This is a genomic window from Sphingobium sp. KCTC 72723, from assembly GCF_014280435.1.
In the GTDB taxonomy this organism is placed as follows: Bacteria; Pseudomonadota; Alphaproteobacteria; order Sphingomonadales; family Sphingomonadaceae; genus Sphingobium.
This window is the reverse complement of the sequence record NZ_CP060388.1, coordinates 1,223,175-1,249,775: the sequence shown is the minus strand read 5'-3', so window position 1 is coordinate 1,249,775 and position 26,601 is coordinate 1,223,175. Positions and strand designations below refer to the sequence as shown.

General features: G+C 62.7%; 26 protein-coding genes and 2 tRNA genes. 10 read left to right on the top strand and 18 right to left on the bottom strand.

The annotated features are described in order from the left end of the window. Window positions 1–4: 4 nt before the first annotated feature. Window positions 5–934 (bottom strand): hydrogen peroxide-inducible genes activator, encoded by a 930-nt coding sequence (locus SPBM01_RS06170; protein ID WP_188064476.1) that lies wholly within the window; start codon window positions 932–934, stop codon window positions 5–7. A gap of 39 nt (window positions 935–973) precedes the next feature. Then, a complete protein-coding gene (locus SPBM01_RS06165) occupies window positions 974–1,747 on the bottom strand; it encodes a sulfite exporter TauE/SafE family protein (RefSeq protein ID WP_188064475.1) in 774 nt (257 codons plus the stop codon). A gap of 184 nt (window positions 1,748–1,931) precedes the next feature. Here SPBM01_RS06165 and epsC point away from each other — a divergent pair, with 184 nt between their 5' ends. Beyond that, window positions 1,932–2,648 (top strand): serine O-acetyltransferase EpsC, encoded by a 717-nt coding sequence (gene epsC / locus SPBM01_RS06160; RefSeq protein ID WP_188064474.1) that lies wholly within the window; start codon window positions 1,932–1,934, stop codon window positions 2,646–2,648. Further along, complete coding sequence (locus SPBM01_RS06155) at window positions 2,648–2,992, top strand: DUF2794 domain-containing protein (protein ID WP_188064473.1); 345 nt, start codon at window positions 2,648–2,650, stop codon at window positions 2,990–2,992. The genes epsC and SPBM01_RS06155 overlap by 1 nt, the downstream gene beginning before the upstream one ends. On the opposite strand, the gene SPBM01_RS06150 is transcribed toward SPBM01_RS06155, so the two are convergent. Continuing rightward, window positions 2,989–4,032, bottom strand: coding sequence for a hypothetical protein (locus SPBM01_RS06150; protein WP_188064472.1), 1,044 nt, complete (start codon window positions 4,030–4,032; stop codon window positions 2,989–2,991). The two genes, SPBM01_RS06155 and SPBM01_RS06150, sit on opposite strands and share 4 nt — an antisense overlap. A 139-nt stretch (window positions 4,033–4,171) precedes the next feature. Here SPBM01_RS06150 and SPBM01_RS06145 point away from each other — a divergent pair, with 139 nt between their 5' ends. Continuing rightward, complete coding sequence (locus SPBM01_RS06145) at window positions 4,172–5,104, top strand: NAD(P)H-dependent flavin oxidoreductase (RefSeq protein ID WP_188064471.1); 933 nt, start codon at window positions 4,172–4,174, stop codon at window positions 5,102–5,104. A 12-nt stretch (window positions 5,105–5,116) separates the two neighbouring features. Here SPBM01_RS06145 and SPBM01_RS06140 read toward each other — a convergent pair whose 3' ends face one another. Continuing rightward, entirely contained in the window at window positions 5,117–5,995 is an 879-nt protein-coding gene (locus SPBM01_RS06140) for an alpha/beta fold hydrolase (RefSeq protein ID WP_188064470.1), read from the bottom strand. 145 nt (window positions 5,996–6,140) lie between these two features. Next, window positions 6,141–8,105: a PAS domain-containing sensor histidine kinase gene (locus tag SPBM01_RS06135; RefSeq protein WP_188064469.1), complete on the bottom strand. Its 1,965-nt coding sequence runs from the start codon at window positions 8,103–8,105 to the stop codon at window positions 6,141–6,143. A gap of 180 nt (window positions 8,106–8,285) precedes the next feature. Between SPBM01_RS06135 and SPBM01_RS06130 the strand changes: the two genes are divergently transcribed. Continuing rightward, window positions 8,286–9,194: a sugar kinase gene (locus tag SPBM01_RS06130; RefSeq protein ID WP_188064468.1), complete on the top strand. Its 909-nt coding sequence runs from the start codon at window positions 8,286–8,288 to the stop codon at window positions 9,192–9,194. A gap of 98 nt (window positions 9,195–9,292) precedes the next feature. On the opposite strand, the gene SPBM01_RS06125 is transcribed toward SPBM01_RS06130, so the two are convergent. The 8 genes from SPBM01_RS06125 to cyoA form a co-directional block, all read right to left on the bottom strand. After that, window positions 9,293–9,366 (bottom strand) — tRNA-Gly (locus SPBM01_RS06125). Between the two features lie 35 nt (window positions 9,367–9,401). After that, a complete protein-coding gene (locus tag SPBM01_RS06120) occupies window positions 9,402–9,935 on the bottom strand; it encodes a response regulator transcription factor (protein ID WP_188064467.1) in 534 nt (177 codons plus the stop codon). After that, entirely contained in the window at window positions 9,928–11,253 is a 1,326-nt protein-coding gene (locus SPBM01_RS06115) for an ATP-binding protein (protein ID WP_188064466.1), read from the bottom strand. The genes SPBM01_RS06120 and SPBM01_RS06115 overlap by 8 nt, the downstream gene beginning before the upstream one ends. Then, window positions 11,250–11,900 carry an SURF1 family protein gene (locus SPBM01_RS06110; protein WP_188065582.1) on the bottom strand — a complete coding sequence of 217 codons (651 nt, stop codon included), beginning with the start codon at window positions 11,898–11,900 and terminating at the stop codon, window positions 11,250–11,252. Before SPBM01_RS06110 ends, SPBM01_RS06115 begins: the two co-directional genes overlap by 4 nt. A gap of 62 nt (window positions 11,901–11,962) precedes the next feature. After that, window positions 11,963–12,337, bottom strand: coding sequence for a cytochrome o ubiquinol oxidase subunit IV (gene cyoD, locus SPBM01_RS06105; RefSeq protein WP_188064465.1), 375 nt, complete (start codon window positions 12,335–12,337; stop codon window positions 11,963–11,965). Next, a complete protein-coding gene (cyoC, locus tag SPBM01_RS06100) occupies window positions 12,334–12,978 on the bottom strand; it encodes a cytochrome o ubiquinol oxidase subunit III (RefSeq protein WP_188064464.1) in 645 nt (214 codons plus the stop codon). The genes cyoD and cyoC overlap by 4 nt, the downstream gene beginning before the upstream one ends. Window positions 12,979–12,984: 6 nt before the next feature. Further along, window positions 12,985–15,015 (bottom strand): cytochrome o ubiquinol oxidase subunit I, encoded by a 2,031-nt coding sequence (cyoB, locus tag SPBM01_RS06095; protein WP_188064463.1) that lies wholly within the window; start codon window positions 15,013–15,015, stop codon window positions 12,985–12,987. Window positions 15,016–15,205: 190 nt separating this feature from the next. Next, window positions 15,206–16,357 (bottom strand): ubiquinol oxidase subunit II, encoded by a 1,152-nt coding sequence (gene cyoA / locus SPBM01_RS06090; protein ID WP_188064462.1) that lies wholly within the window; start codon window positions 16,355–16,357, stop codon window positions 15,206–15,208. A gap of 164 nt (window positions 16,358–16,521) precedes the next feature. Between cyoA and SPBM01_RS06085 the strand changes: the two genes are divergently transcribed. Next, window positions 16,522–17,856, top strand: coding sequence for an MFS transporter (locus SPBM01_RS06085; RefSeq protein WP_188064461.1), 1,335 nt, complete (start codon window positions 16,522–16,524; stop codon window positions 17,854–17,856). Here the strand turns inward: SPBM01_RS06085 and SPBM01_RS06080 are convergent. After that, window positions 17,853–18,698 carry a glycosyltransferase family A protein gene (locus SPBM01_RS06080; RefSeq protein ID WP_188064460.1) on the bottom strand — a complete coding sequence of 282 codons (846 nt, stop codon included), beginning with the start codon at window positions 18,696–18,698 and terminating at the stop codon, window positions 17,853–17,855. The genes SPBM01_RS06085 and SPBM01_RS06080 overlap by 4 nt on opposite strands. A gap of 5 nt (window positions 18,699–18,703) precedes the next feature. Then, complete coding sequence (locus tag SPBM01_RS06075) at window positions 18,704–19,975, bottom strand: ammonium transporter (protein ID WP_188064459.1); 1,272 nt, start codon at window positions 19,973–19,975, stop codon at window positions 18,704–18,706. A 110-nt stretch (window positions 19,976–20,085) separates the two neighbouring features. Here SPBM01_RS06075 and SPBM01_RS06070 point away from each other — a divergent pair, with 110 nt between their 5' ends. After that, window positions 20,086–20,787: an NAD-dependent deacylase gene (locus SPBM01_RS06070; RefSeq protein ID WP_188064458.1), complete on the top strand. Its 702-nt coding sequence runs from the start codon at window positions 20,086–20,088 to the stop codon at window positions 20,785–20,787. On the opposite strand, the gene SPBM01_RS06065 is transcribed toward SPBM01_RS06070, so the two are convergent. The 3 genes from SPBM01_RS06065 to SPBM01_RS06055 form a co-directional block, all read right to left on the bottom strand. Then, window positions 20,784–21,812 (bottom strand): FecR family protein, encoded by a 1,029-nt coding sequence (locus SPBM01_RS06065; RefSeq protein WP_188064457.1) that lies wholly within the window; start codon window positions 21,810–21,812, stop codon window positions 20,784–20,786. The genes SPBM01_RS06070 and SPBM01_RS06065 overlap by 4 nt on opposite strands. Beyond that, on the bottom strand, window positions 21,730–22,335 hold the full coding sequence (locus SPBM01_RS06060; RefSeq protein WP_188064456.1) for an RNA polymerase sigma factor: 606 nt from the start codon (window positions 22,333–22,335) through the stop codon (window positions 21,730–21,732). Before SPBM01_RS06060 ends, SPBM01_RS06065 begins: the two co-directional genes overlap by 83 nt. Window positions 22,336–22,565: 230 nt before the next feature. Continuing rightward, a complete protein-coding gene (locus SPBM01_RS06055; RefSeq protein ID WP_188064455.1) occupies window positions 22,566–22,757 on the bottom strand; it encodes a hypothetical protein in 192 nt (63 codons plus the stop codon). A 138-nt stretch (window positions 22,758–22,895) separates the two neighbouring features. Here SPBM01_RS06055 and SPBM01_RS06050 point away from each other — a divergent pair. From SPBM01_RS06050 to clpP, 4 genes are all read left to right on the top strand, one after another. Further along, window positions 22,896–22,980 (top strand) — tRNA-Leu (locus SPBM01_RS06050). A gap of 58 nt (window positions 22,981–23,038) precedes the next feature. Beyond that, window positions 23,039–24,637, top strand: a complete 1,599-nt coding sequence (gene tig, locus SPBM01_RS06045; protein WP_188064454.1) for a trigger factor — start codon at window positions 23,039–23,041, stop codon at window positions 24,635–24,637. A gap of 140 nt (window positions 24,638–24,777) precedes the next feature. After that, on the top strand, window positions 24,778–25,785 hold the full coding sequence (locus SPBM01_RS06040; RefSeq protein WP_188065581.1) for a glycosyltransferase family 2 protein: 1,008 nt from the start codon (window positions 24,778–24,780) through the stop codon (window positions 25,783–25,785). 90 nt (window positions 25,786–25,875) lie between these two features. Beyond that, window positions 25,876–26,508, top strand: coding sequence for an ATP-dependent Clp endopeptidase proteolytic subunit ClpP (gene clpP, locus SPBM01_RS06035; protein ID WP_188064453.1), 633 nt, complete (start codon window positions 25,876–25,878; stop codon window positions 26,506–26,508). Window positions 26,509–26,601 lie beyond the last annotated feature (93 nt).

The following is a 26,601-nucleotide window of genomic DNA, read 5'->3' as shown; positions in this document are numbered from 1 at the left end:
GGCTTCAGGCCGCTTCCGGCAGACGGCAATTGATCGCTGCCGCGTCGCGCAGGATGCCCGACAGCAGGTTGAATTCCTTTTCGCGCGGGCTGTTCTTGCGCCACACCAGCGCGATGTCGCGCCACGACCGTTCCGATTGCAATGGGCGCGCGGCGATGCGCGTATGTTCCAATATTCCGCTGGCAATTGCCATTTCGGGAATCATCGTCACGCCAAGGCCGTTATCGACCATCTGGATCAGGGTATGCAGCGATGTCCCCATCATCGTCGCACTGGCCCGCAATTCAGGCCGGTTGCACGCGGCCAGCGCATGGTCTTTCAGGCAATGGCCATCTTCCAGCAGCAATAATTTGCTTTCATCGATCATGTCCGGGCCGATCCATTCGGGCGGATCGACTGGCTCGTCATGCGGGAAGGCAATGTAGAGCCGGTCCTGAAACAGGATTTCGCTGTCCAGTTCGCCGGTAGGGAAGGGCAGCGCCATCAGCACGCAATCGACATTGCCGTGGCGCAGCGAATCGATCGCGGCCTGGGTCGTTTCTTCCCGCAGGTAGAGTTTGAGTTCGGGCCGGTCGGCGCGCAGCCGGGGCAGCAGCCGGGGCAGCAGGAACGGCGCGATGGTCGGGATGACGCTCATCCGCAACTCGCCGGTCAACGGCTTGCCCGATGCCTCGGCGATGGCGGCCAGTTCCTCCGCCTCGCGCAGCACCCGGTGCGCCTTGTCCACGATGCGATCGCCCAGCGCCGTAAAGCGGACGACCCGGCGGGTGCGCTCTACCAGGGTCACGCCGATCAGCGATTCCAGTTCGCGAATGCCCGCCGACAGAGTCGATTGGGTGACGTAGCAGCTATCGGCTGCCTTCCCGAAATGTCCCTGTTCCTTCAAGGCGACCAGATATTGCAACTGTTTCAGGGTTGGCAGGTAACTGGACATCTATCGGCTTCCTCGATCAGAAAGCCGAATATAAGTGTTTCAGCCGATATATCCAAGATATTTGACGACCCCGAACAGCGACGTGATCGTCAGGATGATGCCGACCGCCATGAACAAGACGCGCGGCGCGATGCGCCGGGCCAGCATCGCCCCGAATGGCGCGGCAACCACGCCGCCGATCAACAGGCCGACCGTGTAGGTCGTGAATGTTTCCCACCCCAGATGGATGAGGAAGGTCAGGCTGATCGACAGGGTCAGGATGAATTCGACCGTGTTGACGGTGCCGATCGTGTGGCGTGGGCTGGCCCCCTGAATCAGCAGGTTGGACGTGACGATCGGCCCCCAGCCGCCGCCGCCCGACGCATCCATGAAGCCGCCGACCAGACCCAGCGGCGTTACCCATTTGGGGTCGCGTGCCTTGGGCGGCAGGTGGAAACCACGCCAGATCAGGAAAATGCCGATGGCCGCAAGATAGAATTGCACGAAGGGTTTGATGACCGCGCCGTCGATATTCGACAGCAGATAGGCACCCGAAACCCCGCCGATGACGCCTGGCACGATCAGCCGGGCAAAGAGTTTCCAGTCGACATTGCGGTGCAGGATATGGCTGATCGCCGACACGCCGGTCGTGAAGGTTTCTGCGGCATGGACGCTGGCGGACGCACGGCTGGGCGGCAGGCCCATCGACAGCAACAGCGTGCTGGAGATGACGCCATAGGCCATACCCAAAGCACCATCGATGATCTGCGCACCGAATCCCACGAGGATGAAGGGCAGGATTTCGCCGAAATGGGCTATAAAAGCGTCGATCATCCAATGCCTCTTGCTATATTCTCTACCGCCATGATTGGTATATCCCGCGCCGCCAAGCAAGTTTCTGTTTGGTCGACGCAAGGGCAAGTAGCGCCCTCTCTGGAAAAATTCGCGCTTTATCCCTATAGTGGGTGAGTACGGAAATTGGCACGCCACGCCAGCGGGCCTGTTCAGGGACGGTTTGATGCTGCGTGACCTTATTGCCTATCTCGATTCGATCAAGGCGCGCGATCCTGCGCCACGGTCCCGCGCGGAAATATTGCTCTATCCCGGTGTCTGGTCGCTGGCCTTTCACAGGGTCGCGCATCGCCTTTACCGCGCGCGATTGTTCTTTCTGGCGCGGGCGATCAACCATTTCTCGCGCTTCCTGACCGGCAACGACATTCATCCGGGCGCGCGGATCGGCCGCCGCTTCTTCATCGACCATGGTTTTACCGTGATCGGGGAGACAGCGGAGATTGGCGATGACGTGACGCTTTATCAGAATGTGACGCTGGGCGGGACCGATCCGGCCAATGGCATTGCGGGAAAGCGGCATCCCACGCTCAACGATGGCGTGATCGTCGGTTCGGGCGCGCAGGTTCTGGGACCGATCAATGTCGGCGCGCGTGCGCGGGTCGGTGCAAATGCGGTAGTGACCAAGGATGTGGCCGAAGGCGCAACGATGGTGGGCATTCCCGCCCGCGCGATGCTCGTCGACGTGACGGCTTATCAGCGTGACTTCATGCCTTATGGCACGCCCTGTTCCGACTGTTTCGACCCGGAAAAGCAGAAGCTGGAACTGCTTCAGTGCGAAGTCGAGCGGTTGCAGAAGCGCTTGGGCGAATTGCTGGCGGAAAAGCAGCAGCCACGCCTGCCCGATGACGATGCTTCGCTGTTCAAGGCGCGTGACCGGGCCTGATGTCGAATGTGACGCCGTTCCCTGCTGTTGGGGCAAATGCTGGTCAGGTCGGGTTCGACCGGCTGGAATTGCAACGGATCATGGATCTGTATGGCCGGATGGTGTCGGCGGGCCACTGGCGCGACTATGCGATGGATATGGGGCGCGAGGCCGCCATATTCAGCGCCTTTCGCCGATCGGCCGAGCGCCCCGAATATCGTATCGAAAAGCGCCCGGCGTTGCGCCAGCGGCAGGGCATGTGGGCGCTGGTCGGCGAAGGCGGGCATGTGCTGAAGCGCGGGCAGGACTTGCAGGCCGTGCTGGCCCCGGTCGAACGCAAGCTGCTGCGGATCGTCGAGGATTAGGCCGGGGGCAGCCGATCGGCCAGCACCGGGGGCAGCCAACCCACCACCAGCGCACGAGCATTGTGCCACAGTGCCGACAGCAGCAGCAGGGCAGAGCCGATCACCAGCGCCGTGAAGGCGACAGACAGGCCGACGACGCCCGCCTGTTCGAACAGGGCATAGAGCGCGAAGAACACATAGGCCAGGCTGGACACCATCAGCGCGCGGCGATCAATCGCCAGTGCGATGACACCGAAAGCGACATAGAGGGCAATCACCGTCACGGCCTTGCCAGCGCTGATGTCGCGCCCGTCGAACAGGTCGAGCAACTGGAACAGCGAATGGGCGATCATCGGCGCAGCAGTCAGGTGCAGCCAGAACGCCACGTCTGCGCGGCGCGTCGTGCGAGTGCGGTCGCTCATGTCCCACCACATCGCAAAGGCGAAGATGGCAATGCCGCCTGCCAGCATCAGCAGGAAGGCCAGCGTGGAACTGCCCGGAAAGGCCGCCAGGATGAGTCCGGCGACCACGCCCGCTGCGGCCGCCGCACCGGCTGCGACAGTGATCGGCACCATGAAACGCCGCCAGTGCAGCCATGCCGCCAGCGCGCTCATTGCCGCCACGCCCGACAGGATCAGCGATCCGACGCGATCGCCGACATCGGGGAACAACTGCGCTGCCAATGCGCCCAGCGTAAAGGCGACCCCGCCGACGAACCCGCCGAGCAACAGGATGGAGGGCAGGGCCATGCGCCGTTGCCGGGTGAAATATTCAGCCAATCCCCAACTGGCCGCCGCCACCAGCGCGCCCGACATGAAGGCGGGGTGATGCTCCGCCGCGCCGAATCGCAAGCCATTGCCCAGCCATCCGACCGCGACCAGCAGGATCACGCTGGCGATGGCCACGAATATGTCGTTGAAGCCGGTCAGCAGGCGGAAATTTTCTTCATCCACCACTGGGCTGGCCCGCAACCGGGATACATGATCGCGCAGCGCCTGTGCATTTTGGGCGGATATCGCGCCCGCCGTTACGGCATCCTGTAGGTCGCTTTCGCTATACATCGGTCCTGCTCCGGCAGCGGTTGAAGCGCCGATCCTAGCACTGCTGTATTATCTGATCAATACAGTTCCTTTTGTCCTTTTTCCATTGGCGCAGCGATGATAGCGCGAGGGATAAGGAATAAGAGAGGAAAGCCCGTCCATGACCCTGCCTGCGTCGCTCGAAGGCCGCCTGTCGCTGCCGCTGATCGGATCGCCGATGTTCATCATATCGCAGCCTGCGCTGGTGATGGCCCAATGCCGTGCGGGGATCGTCGGCGCATTTCCCTCCCTCAACGCGCGGCCTTCGGGCATGTTCGAACAATGGCTGCAACTGTTGCAGACGGAATTGACCGACAAGGACGCCCCCTTCGCCGTCAATTTGATCGTCCACCGCAGCAACCCCCGGCTGGACGAGGATCTGGCGTTGTGCGTGAAATATCAGGTGCCGATCATCATCACTTCGCTCGGTGCGCAGGAACGGGTGAACGAAGCGGTCCACAGCTATGGTGGCATCGTGCTGCACGACGTCATCAACAATGTTTTTGCCAGAAAAGCGATAGAGAAGGGCGCGGACGGCCTGATCGCGGTGGCGGCTGGGGCGGGCGGTCATGCCGGCACCCTGTCCCCCTTTGCACTGGTGCAGGAAATTCGCAGCTGGTTCGACGGACCACTGGCGCTGTCCGGTTCTATCGCTACGGGGCGTGCGATTGCCGCCGCGCGGATGATGGGCGCTGACCTGGCCTATGCCGGGTCGCCTTTCATCGCGACGAGCGAGGCCAATGCGGAGGATGGCTATAAGCAGATGATCGTCGATAGCGGCGCGGGCGACATCGTCTATTCCGATGTGTTTACCGGCGTCCACGGCAATTATCTGCGCCCCAGCATCGTTGCGGCGGGGCTGGACCCGGACAATCTGGGCAAGGCGGCGGCCATGGATTTCGCCAGCGCGACCGGCGGCGAGGCCAAGGCGTGGCGCGACGTGTGGGGGTGCGGTCAGGGCATCGGCGCGATCGCCAAGGTGCAGTCCGCCGGGGACTATATAGCGCAGTTGAAGGCGGAATATCAGGCCGCGATTGCAGGCTTCAAGGCTTAGCCCGCGCGCCGTTCAGAGGAAGGCGCGCAGCTCGGCGATGAAGCGGTCGAACTGGTCATGGTGCAACCAGTGGCCCGCATCGGCGAATTCGACCAGCCGGGCGTCCTGAAAATGGCTGGCGCGTCCGTCCTTGACCGGATTGGACGCCCAGCTGTCGCTGCCCAGGCACAGCAGGGTCGGGCAGGTGATGCGTTCCCAAAATTGGGGCAGTCCGTCGTCCGAAGCGGCCTTGGGTGCCATGCCGTTCAGATAGGGGTCGAATTTCCAGCTATAGCTGCCATCCTCGTTGCGGTTGACGCCATGGATGGTCAGGTGCAGCGCCTGTGCGACTGATAGATGTTCGTTACGTTCGCGCATCCTGCCTACCGCAGCCTCTATCGTGGGATAGCGGCGGGGGGTGCGGCGGGCGCTGGCGCGGCGCGTGTCGATCCATTGGCGCAATTCAGCCGGACCATCGTGCTGCTTCACTTCGCGCAGGCGGTCGGGTGACAGGCCCAGCCCCTCGATCGCAACGATCTTCGCCACTTTTTCCGGAAACAGCCCGGCATAGCGCAAGCTGATGGACCCGCCGAGCGAATGGGCGACGATGGTGACTGGGCTACGGTCGATCATCTCGACCAGTTGCGCCAGATCATAGACATAATTGGCCATCATGTAGGAGCTGTCGGACGACCATGCGCTATCGCCATGGCCGCGCAGGTCTGGGGCGATCACATGATAATCGTCGGCCAGCGCGCGCGCCGTCCAGTCCCAACTGCGCGCATGATCGAAACCGCCATGCACCAGGATGAGCGGTGGCGCGGAACTATTGCCCCAGTCGAGATAGTGGAGACGGGTCCGCAGCGACGTAAAGAAGTGCGATGTCGGCGTGCGCGCGATGGGCGTGTCCATGCAATCCTGCGGCTTGTAAGGGGGCGTTGCGAACCCCTTTGGCCAAGCGGCCCGCCCATGCAAGTAGATAGCGACCTAAAGTGCCGCTTTTTCCACTATTTCGATCATGATCTTGCCAGTATTTCGCATAATGACGCGCGGCACTTCATATGTCGCCGGGTTGTGGCGCCAGACGGATCGGCCGGGCGGCCGCGCCCTGATGCCCGACCCGCGCCACCAGCCGCGCCAGTTCCGCCTGACGGAAGGGTTTGTCCAGTCGCGGGCGTTTGCTGGCATGGGGGGGCAATTCGGCAAAGCCGGTGATGATGATGACGGGCAGGTCCGGCCGCAACTGGTCGATCGCGTCGGCCAGTTGCGCGCCGGTCATGCCGGGCATGGCATGATCCGTCACCACCAGGTCGACCTCCCCCTGCTCCAGCAGGCGCAGCGCGTCTGCGGCGCAGGACGCCTGAAATACGGTATGGCCCAGCGCTTCCAACATGCCCGCCGTGTTCATCAGCACCAGCTCATCGTCGTCCACCGCCAGTATCACCAGTGGTTGGTCGCTGTTCTGGGTGGCTGGCGCATGATCGACTATCGTGGCGACGACCGCATCGGCCCCGGCCACGGGCAACCACAGGTTGACGGTCGTGCCAACGCCACCATCGCTGGTGATGGTCAGCGATCCGCCGCATTGCTGCGCAAAGCCATGCACCATTGACAGCCCCAGTCCCGTGCCTTTGCCCACGCCCTTGGTCGTGAAAAATGGTTCGCGGGCGCGCTGCAACGTCGCAACGTCCATGCCATCGCCTTCGTCCGATACCGACAGGCGGACATAGGCGCCCGCCGCCAGATCGGGCCGCTCGTCGGGCGACACGAGCGCTTCGGCCGCGTCGATGACGATGCGCCCGCCACCTGGCATCGCGTCGCGCGCATTGACCGCCAGGTTCAGCAGCGCCAGTTCCAACTGCGCAGGGTCGGCATGGGCAGCGACCATCGCCAACGGAAAATGGGTGTCGATCGCGATGCCCGTGCCGAGCGTGCTTTGCAGCAATTCGGCCATGTCCCGCACCAGCGCGATGCAATCGACGCTTTGCAGCTTGAGTTCCTGTTTGCGCGCAAAGGCGAGCATCCGCTGCGTCAGCGTCGCGCCGCGCTCGGCCGCCGCCATCGCATTGTCCAGATAGCGGCTGATGTCCCCGCCACTGGCCATGCGCATCCGCGCCAGGTCCAGGCTGCCGACGATCACTGCCAGCAAATTGTTGAAATCATGCGCCACCCCGCCGGTCAGCTTGCCGATGGCGTCCATCTTCTGTGTCTGGATGATTGCCTCGCGCGCTTCATCAAGCGCCCTTTGCGCGTCGCGCCGTTCGGTCAGGTCGCGGGTGATCTTGGCAAAGCCGATCAGATCGCCCTGCGGGGAGCGGATCGGGTCGATCACGACATTGGCCCAGAAGCGCGATCCGTCCTTGCGGATGCGCCACCCCTCCGCCTCGAACCGGCCTTCGACCTGCGCCGTGTGCAGCGCGCGCGATGGCAAACCGGCCAGCCTGTCCTCGTCGGAATAGAAGCGCGCGAAATTCTGGCCGACTATCTCCTCGGCGGCATAGCCCTTGAACCGTTGCGCACCCATGTTCCAGCTGGTCACCGTGCCGATGGGGTCGAGCATATAGATGGCATAGTCCGTAACGCTTTCGACCAGCAGGCGGAAGCGGTCCTCGCTATGGCGCAGCGCGTCCTGTGCAGCACGCCGTTCGGTCAGGTCGCGGGTGACCTTGGCAAAGCCGATCAGATCGCCCTGCGGGGAGCGGATCGGGTCGATCACGACATTGGCCCATAAAGGGGTGCCATCCTTGTGCACACGCCATCCTTCCGCTTCGAACCGGCCGTCATGTTCGGCTGTGTACAGGGCAAGGGCAGGGACGCCCGCCGCTTGGTCCTCTATCGTGTAGAAGCAGGAAAAATGCCGCCCGATAATTTCGTCCGCTTCATATCCCTTGATGCAGCGTGCGCCCGCGTTCCAGCTGACGACTATGCCGTCGCGGTCCAGCATGAAGATGGCATAATCCGTGACGCTTTGAACCAGCAGTTCGAAGCGGTCGCCGGAAGAATTACTGTTGGCGCTTATCATCTGTTCCCCGAACGGCACGTCGGGCGGACAGTCCGCATTCTTTGCCTGAAGGCAAAACGCCAACGCCCTATTAACGTTCCACATCGTTGCAAATAGCAGGATGAAGGGCAAGGCGTCTTGACTTCGCCGCCCCCCCTCCGCACGAAGCTGGCTCAAACAGGAAAGGGATGGGGCAAGGACATGGCGGCAGGCGCAATCGTGACGGTGATCGGGGAAGCGATGCTGGAACTGAGCCGTGGCACGGGCGACAGCTGGAACCTGCGCTATGGTGGCGACGTCATCAATACCGCCGTTCACCTTGCCCGCGCTGGCGACACGGTCCGGTTGGCCAGTGCGATGGGTGCCGACCCGATGAGCGCGGACCTGTGCGCCGCATGGGAGGCCGAAGGCGTCGACACCAGCCTGGTATTGCGCGCGGCCGACCGGTTGCCCGGCCTCTACGCCATCGAAACCGACGCTACCGGCGAACGCAGTTTCCATTACTGGCGCAGCGACGCGGCGGCGCGGCGCATGTTCGTGCTGCCCGGCAGCGACGCCATGGTGGCCGCTGCGGGGCAAAGCGACCTGCTTTATTTCTCGCTCATCACTCTGGCGATCCTGCCGGACGAAGGGCGCGAAGCATTGCTGGCGCTTTGCGAAACGGTGCGCGCGAAGGGCGGTAAAGTTGCGTTCGACGGCAATTACCGCGCGCGTTTGTGGCCCGACGCCGCGACCGCGTGCCACTGGCGCGACCGGGCGATCGCGGTCAGCGACATGGGCCTGCCGACGCTGGCGGACGAAGTCGAAATGGGCGAGGCCGACGATGCGCAGGACGCCGCCGCCCGATGGGGCGGGGCCGACGGGCGCGAAGTCGTGGTCAAGCTGGGCGGCGATGGCTGTATGATCGACGGGGTGGTCATCGCCATTCCGCAGCGAGTTGACGTGATCGATTCGAGCGGGGCGGGCGACGCCTTCAACGGCGGCTACCTCCACGCCCGGCTGGCGGGCGCGACGCCTGCCGATGCGGCGCTGGCGGGCCATCGGCTGGCGGGATGGAATATCGGCCATCGCGGCGCGATTCCCGCACGGGATGCCGCTGCGCCTTATTGAAATGTCTGGGGACTGGAGCGGTGAGGGGAATCGAACCGCCCAGCGCAGCCCGGCAGGGCGCAGCGCACAAAAGGCGGGGGTTCGTCTCGCTATTGTCGTGGAGCGGGTGAGGGGAATCGAACCCCCGTCGTCAGCTTGGGAAGCTGCTGCTCTACCATTGAGCTACACCCGCGTTGCGCCCGCCAATGGCACGACGAAACACGTCCGTCAACCGACCTGCCGCTTGGCCAGCTTGCGCGCCAATGTGCGGCGGTGCATCCCCAAACGGCGGGCAGTTTCGGAAATGTTGAAGTCGCTGTCTTTCAGCACTTCATGGATATGTTCCCATTCCAGCGTCTTGATCGACGTCGGGCGCGGAGCGAGCGGCGCGCTTATGTCGCCGCCCGACCGGGCGAAGGCGGCCTCTATGTCGTCGGTGTTGGACGGTTTGGCCAGATAGTTGGTCGCGCCCAGCTTTATCGCCTCGACCGCCGTTGCGATGCTGGCAAAGCCGGTCAGCACGACAATGACCATTGCTGCGTCATGGGCATGGAGCGTCTGGACGCAGACGAGGCCGGATTCCGCGTCCAGTTTCAGGTCCACGACAGCATGGGTCGGGCGATGATCGGCCAGCAGGCCCGCCAGCACGGCATGACTGTCGGCCAGCAGCACGCGCCACCCCCGCCGCTCGAACGATCGTCTGAGCGTGCGGGCGAAATCCTGATCATCCTCCACCAGGACCAGCAACCGTTCGTCATCCATGTGCCGTTTCCTCTTCCACCGCGACATTCCCCAGCGGCAGCCGCAGCAGGATCATTGCCCCGCCATCCGCGCCGTTGCTGGCGCTGACATTGCCGCCCAGTTTGCGCACGACATTGACGACCAGAAACAGGCCGAGGCCGCCGCCCTGCCTGCCCTTGCTCGATCGGTATGGCTTGCCGAAATCGCCCAGCATGTCGGCGCTGAACCCCTTGCCATTGTCGCGCACCGCGATGTTGAGCGACTGGCTGTCGCGCCCGACCAGCAGGTCGATATAGGTCGCGCCGGCTTCGCGTGCATTGTCGAGCAGGTTGACGATCGCCTGCCGGATCACCGGGTCGGCAATGATGCGCGGATAATCATGCGGCCCATAATCGCAGCGCAGCGGCATCCCCGGATTGGCCGCGCGCCAGTCGCGCGCGATTCCGTCGATGAAATCGCGGACATTGGTGATTTGGGGCGCTTCGCCCCGCGCTTCGCCCGCCGACATCAATATGCCGCTCAGGATGGTTTTGCAGCGCGTGACTGCCGCCTGCATCTCGCCCACTTCCTCCGCCAGCGCTGGATGGGTCTTGATCTCCGGCATGTGCCGCCAATCGCCCAGCACGACCGCCAGTTGCGCCAGCGGCGTGCCAAGTTCATGCGCCGCGCCCGATGCCAGCAGCCCCATGCGGACGATATGTTCTTCCTCCGCTGCCTGTTGCCGCAATTGCGCCAGATAGGCTTCACGGTCCTGAAGATTGCGGCTGATCCGCGTCATGAACAGCACCAGCAACACGGCGATCATCGTGAAACATATCCATGTTCCCACGATATGCAGGTCGAACAATCGCCCCTCCAGCGCATCGCTCAGGTCCAGCGGGCGATAGAACAGGGCCAGCGCCGCCGCGCACAGCGCGGAAATCACGACGATGCCCCATACGCTCCATCGATGCAGCAGCACGGCGCCCAGCGCCACCTGCACCAGATAGAGCGAGATGAAGGGATTGGTCGCCCCGCCGCTAAGGTAAAGTTGCGACGTCAGCGCCAGCACATCGAACAGCAGCGCTACGAACAGTTCGGCATGGCTGATGTCCGATCGGCGGCGCAGGATCGACAGGCTGCCCAGGTTCACTGCAATCGCGATGCACGGCACCACCAGCATGGGGAAAAGGGGCAGGCGGATGCCCATGCCATAATGCACGATCAATATGGTGGCGACCTGCCCCGCAATCGCGATCCAGCGCAACTGCATCAACAGCGCCATATTCTTGCGCCCGGCAGCATCAGCGGGCCAGTGGCTGGGCAGCCAGCGCGCGTCGATCGGCAATCTGGCCTTCATGCCCGCTGGTCTTTCCCTGTATGGCGCAGGACGACGATATACGCCCCCACGACCATGGCGGCCAGTATGAACCAGGTGACGGCATATTGCAGATGACTGTTGGGGAAGCGCACGACGGTCAACCCGCCCACCGGCAGCGTATAGGGCGACGGTGCGGCATCGGCGTCGATGAAATAATCAGGGATGGCGCAGGAAAGGCGGCGGGCGGTGGCGATGGCGGCCACGTCGCGCGAATACCATCGGTCGGCGGGTGGATCGTTGCTGCGCAGGAAGCCGCCGCCCGGCTCGGTCAGGCGCAGCAGGCCAGTGACGCGGATCGGTCCCGATGGCCGGTCATAGCGCGTTTTAGATTCTGGCGGCACGAAGCCGCGATTGATCAGCAGGATCGTGCCGGTCCCGGTGCGCAACGGCGTCAGCACCCAGAACCCCGCGCCTCGCACCGTGGATGCCTGCACCAGCACGGCGCGATCATGCAGGAAGGTGCCGGTGGCGGTTACGCGGCGATACGCATCGTCCTTGCCAATGTATAGCGGTGCCGGGACGGGGGGCGCATGAACCCGCGCCTCGACCCGCGCGATCAGGTCGCGCTTCCACGCCAGCCGTTCGACCTGCCACCACCCCAGCGCACAAAAGCCGGCAAACAGCATGACTGCGATCAGCGTAAGCCCGACCGGAAACCCCGCCGTCGCGCGGCGGGGGCGGGGCAATGTCACGGCATCTGGCTCATATCATGCTCCATCTTGGGCATCATATTATTGTTGAGATGATACATGACCCATGTCGAACCGGACAGGGTGATGACCACCAGAACCAGCGTAAATATGAGCGCCATCATCGACCATCCGCCTTCCGAGCGGGTGTTCATGTGCAGGAAGTAGATCATGTGGACGACGATCTGGACAACCGCGAACGCCATGATGATGAAGGCGGTCGTCTGCGGATTTTCGAAATAGCCGGTCATCACCAGCCAGAAGGGGATGGCCGTCAGGATCACCGACAGGCCAAAGCCGATCATGTAACTGCCCATGGTCCCGTGCGCGCCCTGCGCATCGTCGTGACCGTGATCGTGATCGTGCGCGCTCATCGCAGCATCCCCATCAGATAGACAAAGGTGAAGACGCCGATCCAGATGACGTCGAGGAAGTGCCAGAACATGCTCAGGCACATCAGGCGGCGCTGGTTCGCAGGGATCAGCCCCTTCTTCGCGACCTGCACCATCAGCGTCACCAGCCATATGATGCCGAAGGTGACGTGCAGCCCATGCGTGCCGACCAGCGTGAAGAAGGCAGACAGGAAGCCGGACCGCTGCGGCGTCGCGCCTTCATGGATCAGATGGGCAAATTCATACAGTTCGATGCTCAGGAAGGCGAGACCGAACAACCCGGTCACGCCGAGCCAGCCCAGCGTCGCGCCGACCCGGTTCTTTTCCGTCGCCAGCATGGCAAAGCCATAGGTGATCGACGAAAACAGCAGCATCGCGGTATTGAGCGCGACCAGCGGCAGGTCGAACAGATCCTTCGGCCCCGGTCCCGCGGCATAGCTGCCGCCCAGCACCGCATAGGTAGCGAACAGGCAGGCGAAGATGAGGCAATCGCTCATCAGATACATCCAGAAGCCCAGCGCGGTGCTGGACCCTTCGGGATGATGCGGTTCCTCGCCTAGATGGAACAGCGGGTTGCCCTGTTCGTCAAGGAAGGTCGGGTCGATCTTCGATATACTGGCCATGATGGTTCAGCCCTGCGCCGAAAGAGGCTTGGCGAGCAGCGCGCTGCGCTCGCCTTCGGTGCGTTCGACCACATCCTTGGGAATGTAGAAGTCGCGCTTATAGTTGAAGGTGTGGCCGATCGCGACGGCCAGTATGCCCACGAAAGACAGGCCCGCCAGCCACCACATGTACCAGATCATCCCGACCGAGAAGGCGACCGAAAGCCCCGCGATGATGATGCCGGTGCCGGTGTTGGACGGCATGTGGATCGCGGCATAGCCGCTCAGTGGACGCTCATAACCGCGCTTCTTCATGTCCGCCCAGGCGTCGCCATCATGGATGACCGGCGTGAAGGCGAAATTATAGTCCGGCGGCGGCGAACTGGTCGCCCATTCCAGCGTGCGACCATCCCATGGATCGCCCGTGGTGTCGCGCAGCTTTTCGCGGTTCTTGATGCTGACGCCGAACTGGATGAACATGCAGGCAATACCGGCCGCGATCATCACAGCACCGAACGCTGCGATCTGGAACCAGATTTGCAACGACGGGTCGTCGAACACGCGCATCCGGCGCGTGACGCCCATCAGGCCCAGCACATAGAGCGGCATGAACGCGACCCAGAAGCCCACGACCCACAGCCAGAAGCTGCGCACGCCCCATGTCTTGTCCAACCGGAAGCCGAACGCCTTGGGCCACCAGTAGTTGATCGCCGCGAACAGGCCGAACAACACGCCGCCGATGATGACATTGTGGAAATGCGCGATCAGGAACAGCGAGTTATGCAGCACGAAGTCGGCGGGCGGCACCGCCAGCAGCACGCCGGTCATCCCGCCGACCGTGAAGGTCAGCATGAATGCCACCGTCCACATCATCGGCAATTCGAAACGGATGCGCCCGCGATACATGGTGAACAGCCAGTTGAACAGCTTGGCCCCCGTCGGAATGGAGATGACCATCGTGGTGATGCCAAAGAAACTGTTGACGCTGGCGCCCGACCCCATGGTGAAGAAATGGTGTAGCCAGACGAGGTAGGACAGAATGGCGATCACCACCGTCGCATAGACCATCGAGCTATAACCGAAGATCCGCTTGGACGAGAAAGTAGAGGTCACTTCGCTGAACACGCCGAACAGCGGCAGGATGAGGATATAGACTTCCGGGTGGCCCCAGATCCAGATCAAATTCACATACATCATGGGGTTGCCGCCCATGTCGTTGGTGAAGAAGGCCGTGCCGATATAGCGGTCCAGCGACAGCAGCGCCAACACGGCGGTCAGCACCGGGAAGGCCGCGACGATCAGCACGTTGGCCAGCAGCGATGTCCAGGTGAAGATCGGCATCTTCATCATCGTCATGCCCGGCGCGCGCATCTTCACGATAGTCGCGATCAGGTTGACGCCCGACAGCAATGTGCCGATGCCCGCTATCTGCAAGCCCCAGATATAATAATCGACGCCCACGCCCGGCGAATAGGCAATGCCGGACAGCGGCGGATAGGCCAGCCAGCCAGTCCGCGCAAATTCGCCCACGAACAGCGACATCATGACCACGATCGCGCCCGCCGTCGTCATCCAGAAACTGAAATTATTGAGGAAGGGGAAGCTGACGTCGCGCGCGCCGATCTGAAGCGGGACGATATAGTTCATGATTCCCGTGATCATCGGCATAGCGACGAAGAAGATCATGATGACGCCGTGCGCCGTGAAAATCTGGTCGTAATGATGGGCGTTCAGATAGCCTTCGGATCCGTTGAACGCCATCGCCTGCTGCAACCGCATCATCAGCGCGTCGGCAAAGCCGCGCACGAACATGATGAGGCCAAGGATCATGTACATGATGCCGATGCGCTTGTGATCGACGGTGGTGAACCAGTCGTTCCACAACATGCCCCACAATCTATACTTCGTCACCAGCCCGAAAACGACCGCGCCACCCAGCACGACCATCAGGAAGGTGCCGACGACGATCGGTTCATGCAGCGGCAACGAACTCCAGTCGAGCCGACCGAAGATCAGTTTCCAGAAGCCGCTATTTTCGGATGCGGGATGGGGCGACATGGGCGTTACGGCCTTGAATGGGGGGAGGTGACGAGAGAGAGGCGCACGCTCTCCACTACTGGATTTTTGTCATGCTGAACGTGTTTCAGCATCCATTTCACGATCTTGGGCGGAGGCGCGTGGGGCGAAATGGACCCTGAAACAAGTTCAGGGTGACGATGCCCGTGGAAGTTTTGATGTGTGATCATCTTCACATTCCTTCATGGCCCTCATGACCACCCCCATGCCCGTCATGATCCTGCTGTCCCGGCGCTTGGCTACCCTGCTCGGCCGGCGTGCGTTCCGCTGCCTGGGTCATGCCCGCAGGCTGCGCGATTTCGCCCTTCTTGCCCGGCTCGACCGGGTGGAACCCGCCTACATCGATGGTGCCGTCATGGCGCAGGCCAGCGACGTCACGCGCCGATTCTTTGCCCGCGCCGCCGTGCATGTCGGTCATCATCACCGCGTCCATGCACTTCTTGCCCGGCTGTACGCACATGTTGAGCGCGGCGTGGAACAGCTTTGGCGCGACCCCGGCGAAATATAGCGGCTTCACCTTCTCGCTCGGCTGCTCCAGCTTGGCATAAGTGGCGCGGTCGAGCGTGGCACCGCTGGCCCTTACGCGCGCGACCCATTGGTCGAACCCGCTGTTGTCCATGGCGTGAAACTTGAACCGCATGTTGGAAAAGCCCGCGCCCGAATAGTTGGCGGAAAAGCCGTCGAACGTGCCGGGCCGGTTGGCGACTGCGTGCAGGCTGGTCTGCATCCCCGGCATGGCATAAATCTGCCCGGCGATCGCAGGGACGAAGAAACTGTTCATGATCGACGACGACGTGATCCTGAATTCGATCGGCTGATCGACCGGCGCGGCCAGTTCATTGACCGTCGCAATGCCCAGCTCAGGGTAAATGAACAGCCATTTCCAATCCATCGCCACCACTTCGACCAGCAGGCGTTTTGTGGCCGGATCGACCTTGCGCGCATGGTCGATCCGTTCGATCGGGCGATAGGGGTCCAGCAGGTGGGTGCTGGTCCATGTCACCGCGCCCAGCGCGATGATGATCAGCAGAGGAGCCGACCAGATCAGCAGTTCCAGACTGGTCGAATGATCCCAATCGGCATCATAATCCTTCGCCTGCGCCTTTTCCCGATAGCGCCATGCGAACCAGACCGTCATCGCCATGACGGGAATGATGATCAGCAGCATCAACACGGTCGAAATCAGGATGAGGTCGCGTTGCTGCACTGCAACGTCGCCCGCAGGGGACATCACCACCCAATTACACGCGCCCAGGGGCAGCAGCATCAACGGGGCGAGTCGGCGCAGGATCACGCGGGTTCTGGCGAAAGGGCGGGCTGTCATGATGCCCGCATAATGGTTTGGATCATGGCACGACATTGGACCTTTTGTCCTATCCCTGCGCAGCTGCAAAATGGGGCATGACGCTTTTTGAACAGTGGGTGATTCGCCGTGCAACGATGTGCGGTGACCAATCGTTCCCGCACTATGAAGGCCAGTGACACCCCATGACCTCCGCGACGACCCCGCCCAATTCGACGCAGGCAGAGCGCGACGTGCGCAACCTTCATGCCGATCACGGCAAGAAGATCGCGCCCGGCGAAATCGCGATTGGCGTGATCATCGGCCGGACATCGGAGTTTTTCGACTTTTTCGTTTATGCGATCGCATCCTGCATCGTGTTCCCGGCGCATGTCTTTCCCTATATGACCCCGCTGAACGGCACGCTGTGGTCGTTTGCCATCTTCGCACTCGCCTTCATCACCCGGCCGATCGGCTCTTTCATCTTCATGGCGGTCGACCGGGCCTATGGACGCGGCGTCAAACTGACCATCGCGCTGTTCCTGCTCGGCGGATCGACGGCGGCCATCGCGTTCCTGCCCGGCTATGACACCATCGGCCATTGGTCGGCGATCTTGCTGGCGCTGTTTCGCGCGGGGCAGGGGGTGGCGCTGGGTGGCACATGGGACGGCCTTGCCTCCCTGCTTTCGCTCAACGCGCCAAAGGAAAAGCGCGGCTGGTACGCCATGATGCCGCAACTGGGCGCACCGCTCGCGTTGATCGTGGCGGGCGGCCTGTTCGCTTTCTTCCTCAGCACATTGTCGCGCGCTGACTTCCTCGACTGGGGCTGGCGCTACCCCTTCTTCGTCGCCTTCGCGATCAACGTGGTGGCGCTGTTCGCGCGCCTGCGGATCGTCGTGACGGAGGAGTTTGCGCGGCTCTACGAAACCCGCGAACTGCAACCCTCGCCCGTCATCGAAACCGTCCGCAGCGAAGGGCGCAACATCGTCATCGGTGCTTTTGCCCCACTGGCCAGCTTCGCCTTGTTCCACATGGTTACGGTTTTTCCGCTGTCGTGGATTGCGCTCTACACCGACCAGCCGCTCGAACGCTTCCTGATGATCGAAGTCATCGGCGCGTTCGTCGGCGTGCTGGCGATCATCGTGTCCGGCTTCGTTGCCGACATGGTGGGCCGCCGCACGCTGCTGGCCTATTCTGCGGTCGGCATTGCGATATTCGCCGTAGCTGCACCGCTGCTGCTCAATGGCGGCGATCTGGGCGAAGTCGCCTTCATGGTCTTGGGCTTCATCCTGCTTGGGTTGAGCTTTGGCCAGTCGTCCGGCGTGGTCGCTTCCAACTTCCGCACGGCGACACGCTATACCGGGTCGGCGTTGACATCGGATTTGGCCTGGCTGGTCGGCGCAGGTTTCGCGCCGCTGGTGGCGCTGCTCATTTCGACGGAGTTTGGCCTTGCCGCATCGGGCGCTTATCTGCTGTCCGGCGCAGTCGTCACAGGCTTTGCCCTGTTCGTGAACAAGGAACTGGCAGGCAAGGACCGCTAAATCGCGGAACGCATCCTGGCGAGCGCCTTGCGGTCGAACCAGCCGGTCGGTCCGGCACGCGGTCGAAATCGTGGCAGCCACTCGCCATACAGGCTGGCCAGGCGCGGGGGCAGGCCGTCCGGTCCCTCCCGCGTCATGATGTCCGACACGATCCGGTTCTGGAAATAGCGCACCGAATAGTTGATCAGCCGCTTATATTGCATCACCCAGCTTGACGGGCGTGCGATGCTGACCTGCTCGCACAGGAAGCCGGCATCGTCGCACGCCAGCACCCGGTCATGCACCCAATACGCATCGCTGCCCAGATCGGTATGCGCCCAGGCTGCGACCAGCCCGTCGTCACCGATCAGGTCATCGGGCAAGCGCAATCCCTTCTCACGGATCGCCGCGACGAATCGCCCCGACAACGCATAAAGATCGCCGAACAGCCCGCCTTCGTCTTTCAATCCCTGTTGATATACTTTGGCCATCCGCCCGTTCATCGGCATCCCGGCGGTGGCGTTCGCCGCTGGATGGTCCGCCAATTGCGCCACCAGCGCATCGATCGACCCGGCCACGATTTCCGCGTCCCCATCCATGAAGATCACGGCATCCTCGTCGCCGTTCAGCAGGCCATGGATCATATGGTTCCACGTCCGCGCCTTGCCGCCTGCCTTGATGTCATGGACGACGACATTGGCCCGCGCGCCTGCTACCGCCCGCGCCCGCGCCACAGTGGCGTCGGTCGTGCCATTGACCAGTACATGGAAAATCGTCCCCGCCCGGTCGAGCGGTAACGACGCGAGGCATCGGCCGATCCGCTTTTCCTCCTGATGGGCGAATATGGCGACGGCGACCGTCATGGCGCCTAACGGAAGTCCCAGCCCTGCTGGCCATGCTGGCTGGCATCCAGCCCGTCCGCTTCCGTCTGCGCATCCACGCGCATGGGGATGACGACCGACACGATCAGCGCCGCGATCGCGCTGCCGACCATGGCCCACAGCGCGACGACTGCCAGCCCGACGAACTGGCTCACCAGTGCGCCGGTCAGGCTGATCGCCCCTTCAAAGCCGACCCCGCCCAGCACCGGCATGGCGAACAGGGGCAACAATAGCGCCCCGGTCGCACCGCCAACCCCGTGAATCAGGAATATGCCGCTGGCATCATCGACCCGGCGTGCCACCAGCGCTGCGACGCTCCGGCATATCAACGCAGCTATCGCGCCGATCAGCATAGCGCCGCCCGTGCCGACCAGCGCCGCGCAGGCCGAAATCGCGGCAATCCCCGCCAGCGCCCCGCTCAACACGCCAGTTGCGCTGGTCCGCGCGCCCAGCATCTGGTCGAGCAACGCCCAGACCAAAGCCGCCGCGCAAGCCGCAAAATGATGGTTCAGCAGCGCCGTCGCTGCATCGTCGGTCGCCCCCAGCGCCCATCCGCCCACGGCCCCCGACAGGCCGATCCACATCAGCACGCCGCCGACAATCGTCAGCAACGGCGCATGACCCGCGCCAGCCGCCTCACGCCGCCGCCCGACGATCAGCGCCAGCGCCAGCGCGGAAAAGCCCGCACTTGCCTGCACCACCAGCCCCCCGGCAAAATCCATTACGCCCAGATCCGCCAGCCACCCGCCGCCCCATATGGCATGGGCGATCGGTGCATAGACCAGCAGCAGCCATAGCGGCGCAAAGGCCACACACCAGCCGATCCGGCACCGCTCGGCAATCGCGCCGACCAGCAATCCGGCGGCCAGCATCGCCAGCGCCATCTGAAACAATACGAACGCGGATTCCGGCACGGTCAGCCCGTCACGCAACTGCCCCAGATTGGCGAGCAACAGGTTCGCCCCGCCACCCAGCCACGCACTGCCCGGCGCATAGGCCAGGCTATAGCCCGCCACGCCCCACACCAGCGACACCATCGCCACCACCACGACGCCCTGCGCCACGACCGACAGCGCGTTGCGCACATTCACCTGCCCCGCATGGCGCAGCATCAACCCCGGCAGAGCCGCAAACATCAGCAACAGCGCGCACAGGATCATCCATCCCGTGTCGCCGCTATCGGCAGCGGCCACCTGCGCAAAGGCAGGCTGGGGCTGGGCGATGAAAAGGAAAGCAAGCAGGGCAAGGGAGGGGCGCATGATCAAATCCGGCAATCGCATATCGCTTTGGTCCTAACGCCCACGGGGTAAAGACTTCGATAAGCAGTCGCCCATAGCCTCCACCCGATGGCATCGTTATGCATGAAGGCATGGCGCAAGACATCCAGAACATCATGATCCTCACCGGCGCGGGTATCAGCGCCGAAAGCGGCCTTGCCACCTTTCGCGGTCCCGATGGATTGTGGGAGGGGCATCGGGTGGAGGAGGTTTGCACGCCAGAGGCGATCGCGCGCAATCCCGCGCTGGTCCACCGCTTTTACGATGAACGCCGCGCGAAACTGGCCGAAGTCGCGCCCAATGCCGCGCATGATGCGCTGGCCGCGCTGGATGCGGCATGGGATGGCGACCTGCTGATCGTCACGCAAAATGTCGATGACCTGCATGAGCGGGCAGGCGCGCGCCGGCTGATCCACATGCACGGTCAGTTGCAATCGGCCCTGTGCGCGGCCTGTGGCGTGACTGTGCCATGGACCGCCTCGTTGCCGCCCGGCACCCCTTGCGCCACCTGCGCCCGGCCCGCGCTGCGCCCCGATATCGTGTTCTTTGGCGAAATGCCCTATGCCATGGATGCCATCGACGAAGCGGTGCGCAACGCGGACCTGTTCGTGTCGATCGGAACGTCGGGCGCGGTCTATCCGGCGGCGGGGTTCGTCCAGACCGCTCGCCATGTCGGCGCACGCACGCTCGAACTCAACCTGGATCCATCGGCGGGCAGCATCTGGTTCGAAGAAACCCGGCTCGGCCCCGCAACGCAACTGGTGCCGGACCTCGTCCGCACTTTGCTCGGCTAAAGCGCCGACGCGCTGGCGGCTACAGCCGGTTCCTCGTCCCGATACAGCAGCATCACCGATCCATCTTCGCCATGCACGGCGCGGATCGGCAGGCTCAGTTGCAGCGCGGACAGAAACTCCCGGCTGTCGGTCACGCGGAAACGGCCACCGATGCGCAATGCCGACACGCGATTGTCGCCGATCAGGATGGGCGTGGTGCGATAGCGGTTGAATTCGCCCGTCGCCTGTTCGATCGTTTCGCCGTCCAGTTCGACCATCTGTTCGCGCCACGCCGTGCGCTGATCGACCAGCTTGGCACCCAGCCGGGTCAGTGCGATGTTGCGTGGCTGGATCACGGCGCCGCTACCGGCATCGACTTTCTTGCCTGCACGGTCGCCGCAATGGACCGTGACGACGCCGGTGGTGACGGTCAGTTCGACCATGGACGGGCGCATCCGCACATTGAAAGCAGTGCCGACCGCGCGAATTACGGCGGATCGCGCTTCTACGTCGAACGGGCGTTTATCGTCATGGGCGACTTCGAACGATGCTTCGCCCTTGATGATCCGCACCTTGCGGCCATTGGCGGTAAAGCGGACTTCGGCCTCGCTGCCGCTGTTAAGATGCAGGGTTGACCCGTCGTCCAGCGCAATGTCGCGGATTTCCCCGACGCGGGTTTCGTACCGCTCGACCCCGGTAAAGGTGCGCACCGTCACAATCGCGGCAACGATGAACAGCGCCACGGCAACGGCCGCTACGATCAGTATGTTGCGGGACAGGCGGCGCTGCTGTTCCTCGCTGATGATCGCCGCCATGGGGGGCAGGGTGACGTCGGCAGCGGCGCTTTTCAGTCGGTCGGTGGCTTCCCACGCGGCTTCGGCGCGGGCAAAGGCGACACCATGGCGCGGGTCCGATTCGACCCAGGCACATATATCGGCTTCGTCTTGAGGCGTGGGGTCGCTGTTAAGCCTGGCCAGCAGGCGCGCGGCTTCCGCTTCGATCGCGTCCCTGTTCCCGCATCCTGACTTTGGTCCCGACCCCTGCACGTTCGAAGTCCGTTTCCTCACGTTCTGCCCAGGCCCGCATAACTATTGCGATGGCTTTGGCCAGATGTTTCTCAACAGTAGAAACGGACAGAGCCATCTCCTCCGCTATTTCCAACATGGATTTTTCGTGGATGCGGCGAAGTATGAAGACGCGGCGGCATTGCGTGGGCAACGACTCGACGATTACCTCGACCTGCCGCAACGCTTCACGCGCATGAAGTTGCGCCTCGATGGTGTTTTCGCCGCCCAGCAATTCCAGATCGGCGATCGTTTCGAAACTGACCACCTTGTTACGGCGGGCATTGTCGATCACCAGATTGCGGGCAATGGTAAACAGATAGGCGCGGCCGGTGCTGACATTTTCCCAGTTTTCCGTCGCATAGGCGCGGGCCAGGACTTCGGCGACCATGTCGTCCAGTTCATGGGTAGAAGGCAGAATGCGGCGCAGACGCCCGCGCAAAGCGGCCTCCTGCGGCAATATCACTGTCTTGAACCATTCCAGTTTAGCGCGAACCCTATGCACGTTGACCCCCATTTTTTGTCAGCCGCGCCTCTCCAGCATTTCGGTATATTTCTTCTCTATGACATGATCCAACCATGGTTGCAGGCCGCTGTCCAGCGCGACAGCGGCCTAATTTTAGCGATCGCATGACAAACTGTGGCTTTGGGGTCGCAAAGCGTGGGTTTATGTCGCGGGCGGCAAATTTTGTTGCGGGTGGCTGATGGAATCGGTCTGGCGACCCTGTCGCCACGTCAGTTTGGCGGCACTTCCATCGGTGCGCTGTCGGGTTGATCATAATCGGGGCCGACCGGCGTGATCTCGTCCGGCTCGGTCATGGGCAATTCTTGCGGGGTGGCAGGGGGCGGGGTTTCGTCCGGCGACTGCGGATCGATGATGTCTGGCGGGGGGACGCCATCGGGCGAAGGATCGGGACGGGTGGCCATGGGCGTCTCTCCTGTGATAGTCACATGACCTACGCATGATCGTGGCAACAGGTTCCAGATGCCTGTTTTCCCGGCATATGGCTGTGGCCCTTGCCTCTGCCTGCGCTTTTCTCTATGCCGCGCCGACCGGCGACCGATGCGGGCGTGGCGAAACTGGTAGACGCGCCAGATTTAGGTTCTGGTATCGCAAGATGTGGGGGTTCGAGTCCCTTCGCCCGCACCAGTATGCCGACCGCGGCAGCGCCACCGAAATTCAGCTGAAGAAAGCGTTGAGAGAAGACATGCAGACTGTCGAGACGATGAACGAGGGCCTTAAGCGCGCCTACACTGTCACCATCACGTCGAAGGATATCGACGCTCGCGTGGAAAAGGAAGTGACGGCCATGGCCCCGCAAGTGCGGATGCCTGGTTTCCGTCCTGGCAAGGTGCCTGCCAATCTCGTCAAGAAGATGCATGGCGAACAGTTGCAGCGCGAAGCGCTCAACAATTCGATTCAGGAAAGCATCCAGAAGCTGATCGCCGACCAGAAGCTGCGTCCCGCGATGCAGCCTTCGGTCGAACTGGACGAAGGTTTCGAGTTCGGCAAGGACGCGCAAATCAAGGTCGAGCTGGAAGTGCTGCCCGAAATCGCAGCGCCCAGCGTCGATGGCCTCAAGCTGGAACGCCTGACCGTCGAAGTCGCCGAAGCGCAGATCGATGAGGCCGCCGGTCGCATCGCCACGCAGCAGGGCGCTCTGGAAGAACGGGCCGACGATCATGCGGCGCAGGACGGCGATACGCTGACCATCGATTTCCTCGGCAAGGTCGACGGCGAACCGTTCGAAGGCGGCGCTGCCGAAGACGTCAAGCTGACGATCGGCGCGGGCCAGTTCATTCCCGGCTTCGAAGAACAGCTTGGCGGCCTGAAGAAGGGCGATGAGAAGGTCATCGAAGTGACATTCCCGGAAGATTATGGCGCGGCGCATCTGGCTGGCAAACTTGCCACCTTCGACATCAAGGTGAAGGCGATCCTCGACGGCGACAAGCCCAAGCTGGACGATGAATTTGCCAAGTCGCTGGGTCTGGAAGGGCTGGACCAGCTCAAGGATCTGCTCAAGGGCCAGATCGAGCAGGAACATAACGGCCTGACCCGCACCCACATGAAGCGCAAGCTGCTCGATCAGCTGGCCGCATCGCATGATTTCGACGTTCCCCCCAGCATGGTGGAAGCCGAATTCAATCAGATCTGGGCGCAGCTTCAGCACGAAGCCGGCCATGAAGCCGACCCGGAAGCGGCACTGGCCGAAATGGAAGCCGAAAAGGAAGATTATCGCGCCATCGCGGTGCGTCGCGTCCGCCTTGGCCTCCTTCTCTCGGAAATCGGCCAGGCTAATGGCGTGACTGTATCCGATCAGGAAATGAACCGCCTGATCATGCAGGCCGCGCAGCAGTACGGCCCGCAGGACCGCGAACGCTTCGTGCAATATGTCCGTCAGGATGCGATGGCCGCAGCCCAGCTGCGCGCGCCGCTTTATGAGGACAAGGTCGTCGACTTCCTGTTCGAAAAGGCAGAAGTCACCGATCGCGCCGTGACCAAGGAAGAACTGGAAGCGGCGATCGAAGCCGAAGACGGCGACATCAAGCCCCATGTCCATGGTCCCAACTGCGGTCATGACCATGACGAAAAGCCCAAGGCCAAGAAGGCTGCGACCAAGAAGGCAGCGGCCGAACCAGCCGCCGAAACCGAAGCAGTAGCTGAAGAAGCCCCCGCCAAGGCCAAGAAGGCCGCGCCCAAGAAGGCTGCGGCTGCCGAACCGGAAGCGGATGCCGAAGCCCCTGCCGCCGAGGAAAAGCCCAAGAAAAAGGCTGCTCCCAAAAAGGCCGCCGCCAAGGCTGAATAAGCCCGCCCGGTCCGTTTGAAAAAGCGCCCGCCTTCCTTGCGAAGCGCGGGCGCTTTTCATTTCGCGCCGGTAATGGCAGAGGAAATATTAATCATGATCGCCCATGGCTGCATATGGAAATGGGCAGGGATGGGCGTGCGATGAAGGAATTTCCGCCAGTGGATGGTAAGCCAGTGAACGGCAAAAGCGCGGATACCGATACCGTCCATGCGGAACCACGCATCGCGGTCATCCTGCCCTGCTATAATGAAGCGGGCGCGATCGTGCAGACGGTGGAGGATTTCCGCCGCGCGCTGCCCCATGCCGACATCTATGTGTTCGACAATAACAGCAACGACGGCAGCCGCGACCTGGCGGCCGGGGCAGGGGCCATCGTCCGCCGCGTGACCCAACAGGGCAAGGGCCATGTCGTGCGCCGCATGTTCGCCGACGTGGATGCCGACATCTACATCATGGCCGATGGCGACGCGACCTACGAAGCCGCCGCCGCCCCGGCGATGGTTGCCGCCATGCTGGCCGACAATCTCGACATGGTCGTGGGATGCCGCCGTTCGGAAGTGGAGGAAGCCTATCGGCGCGGCCATCGCATCGGCAACTGGGCGCTGACCGGCCTGCTTAAGCAGCTGTTCGGCCGCAGTTTTACGGACATCCTGTCGGGCTACCGCGTCTTTTCCCGCCGCTTCGTCAAAAGCTTCCCGGTCCTGTCGGCAGGTTTCGAGATCGAAACGGAAATTAGCGTCCACGCCCTCGAACTTGCCATGCCGGTCGCCGAAATCGTCACCGCCTATGGCGCGCGGCCCGAAGGATCGGTCAGCAAACTCAGCACCTATCGCGATGGCTGGCGCATCCTGCGCACCATCATCACCCTCTATCGTATCGAGCGGCCGATCCTGTTCTTCGGCGTCATTGCCGCCTTCCTCGTCGCGCTGGGACTTGGCCTGGCCGCGCCGTTGATCGTGACCTATGTGCAGACCGGCCTGGTGCCGCGTTTCCCCACCGCTGTCCTTGTCACTGGCCTCATGATTCTGGCCACGCTGCTGGCGATGTGCGGCCTCATCCTCGACACGGTGGTGCGCGGGCGGCAGGAAGTGCGGCGTCTCGCCTATCTCGCCTTCCGCGCGCCGTCCGACTATCATATCCGACCCTGAACCTGCCATTCGCGCCACACGCCCCCTTGAACCATTCGCCATTTGTGCCGATGTAGGGGCTGGGCAAAAGCACCAGACTGAAAGAGCAAAATGACCAACATCATGCATGATCCCATGGCCGCGCTGGTTCCTATCGTCATCGAACAGTCGAGCCGTGGCGAACGCAGCTTCGACATCTTCTCGCGGCTGCTGCGTGAACGGATCATCTTCGTGACCGGCCAGGTGGAAGATCATATGGCGTCGCTGATCGTCGCCCAGCTGCTGTTCCTCGAATCGGAAAATCCGAAAAAGGACATCTGGATGTACATCAACTCGCCCGGCGGCGTGGTGACGGCGGGCATGGCGATCCACGACACGATGAAATATATCCGTCCCCAGGTCGGCACCGTATGCATCGGCCAGGCCGCCTCGATGGGCAGCTTCCTGCTCGCCGCAGGTGAGCCGGGCAAGCGCATCGCGCTCTCCAATGCCCGCATCATGGTGCATCAGCCGTCCGGCGGCGCGCAGGGCATGGCGTCGGATATCGAGATCCAGGCCAAGGAAATCCTGCGGATTCGCCGTCGCCTGAACGATCTTTACGCCAAATATACCGGCCGCCCGCTGGAGGAAGTGGAAAAGGCGATGGACCGCGACACCTTCCTGGAAGCGGACGAGGCCAAGGCCTTTGGCCTGGTCGATGAAGTGTTGGACCGTCGCCCCGTGGCAGAAACGCCCGACGCATAAAGCCTGTCTTTACCCTGGCGCGCCACTTTCCCCCCTTGTGGAACCGGCGCGCCACGGTCTAGAATGGCCTTTGGACCAGAAAATCCCTCGCCC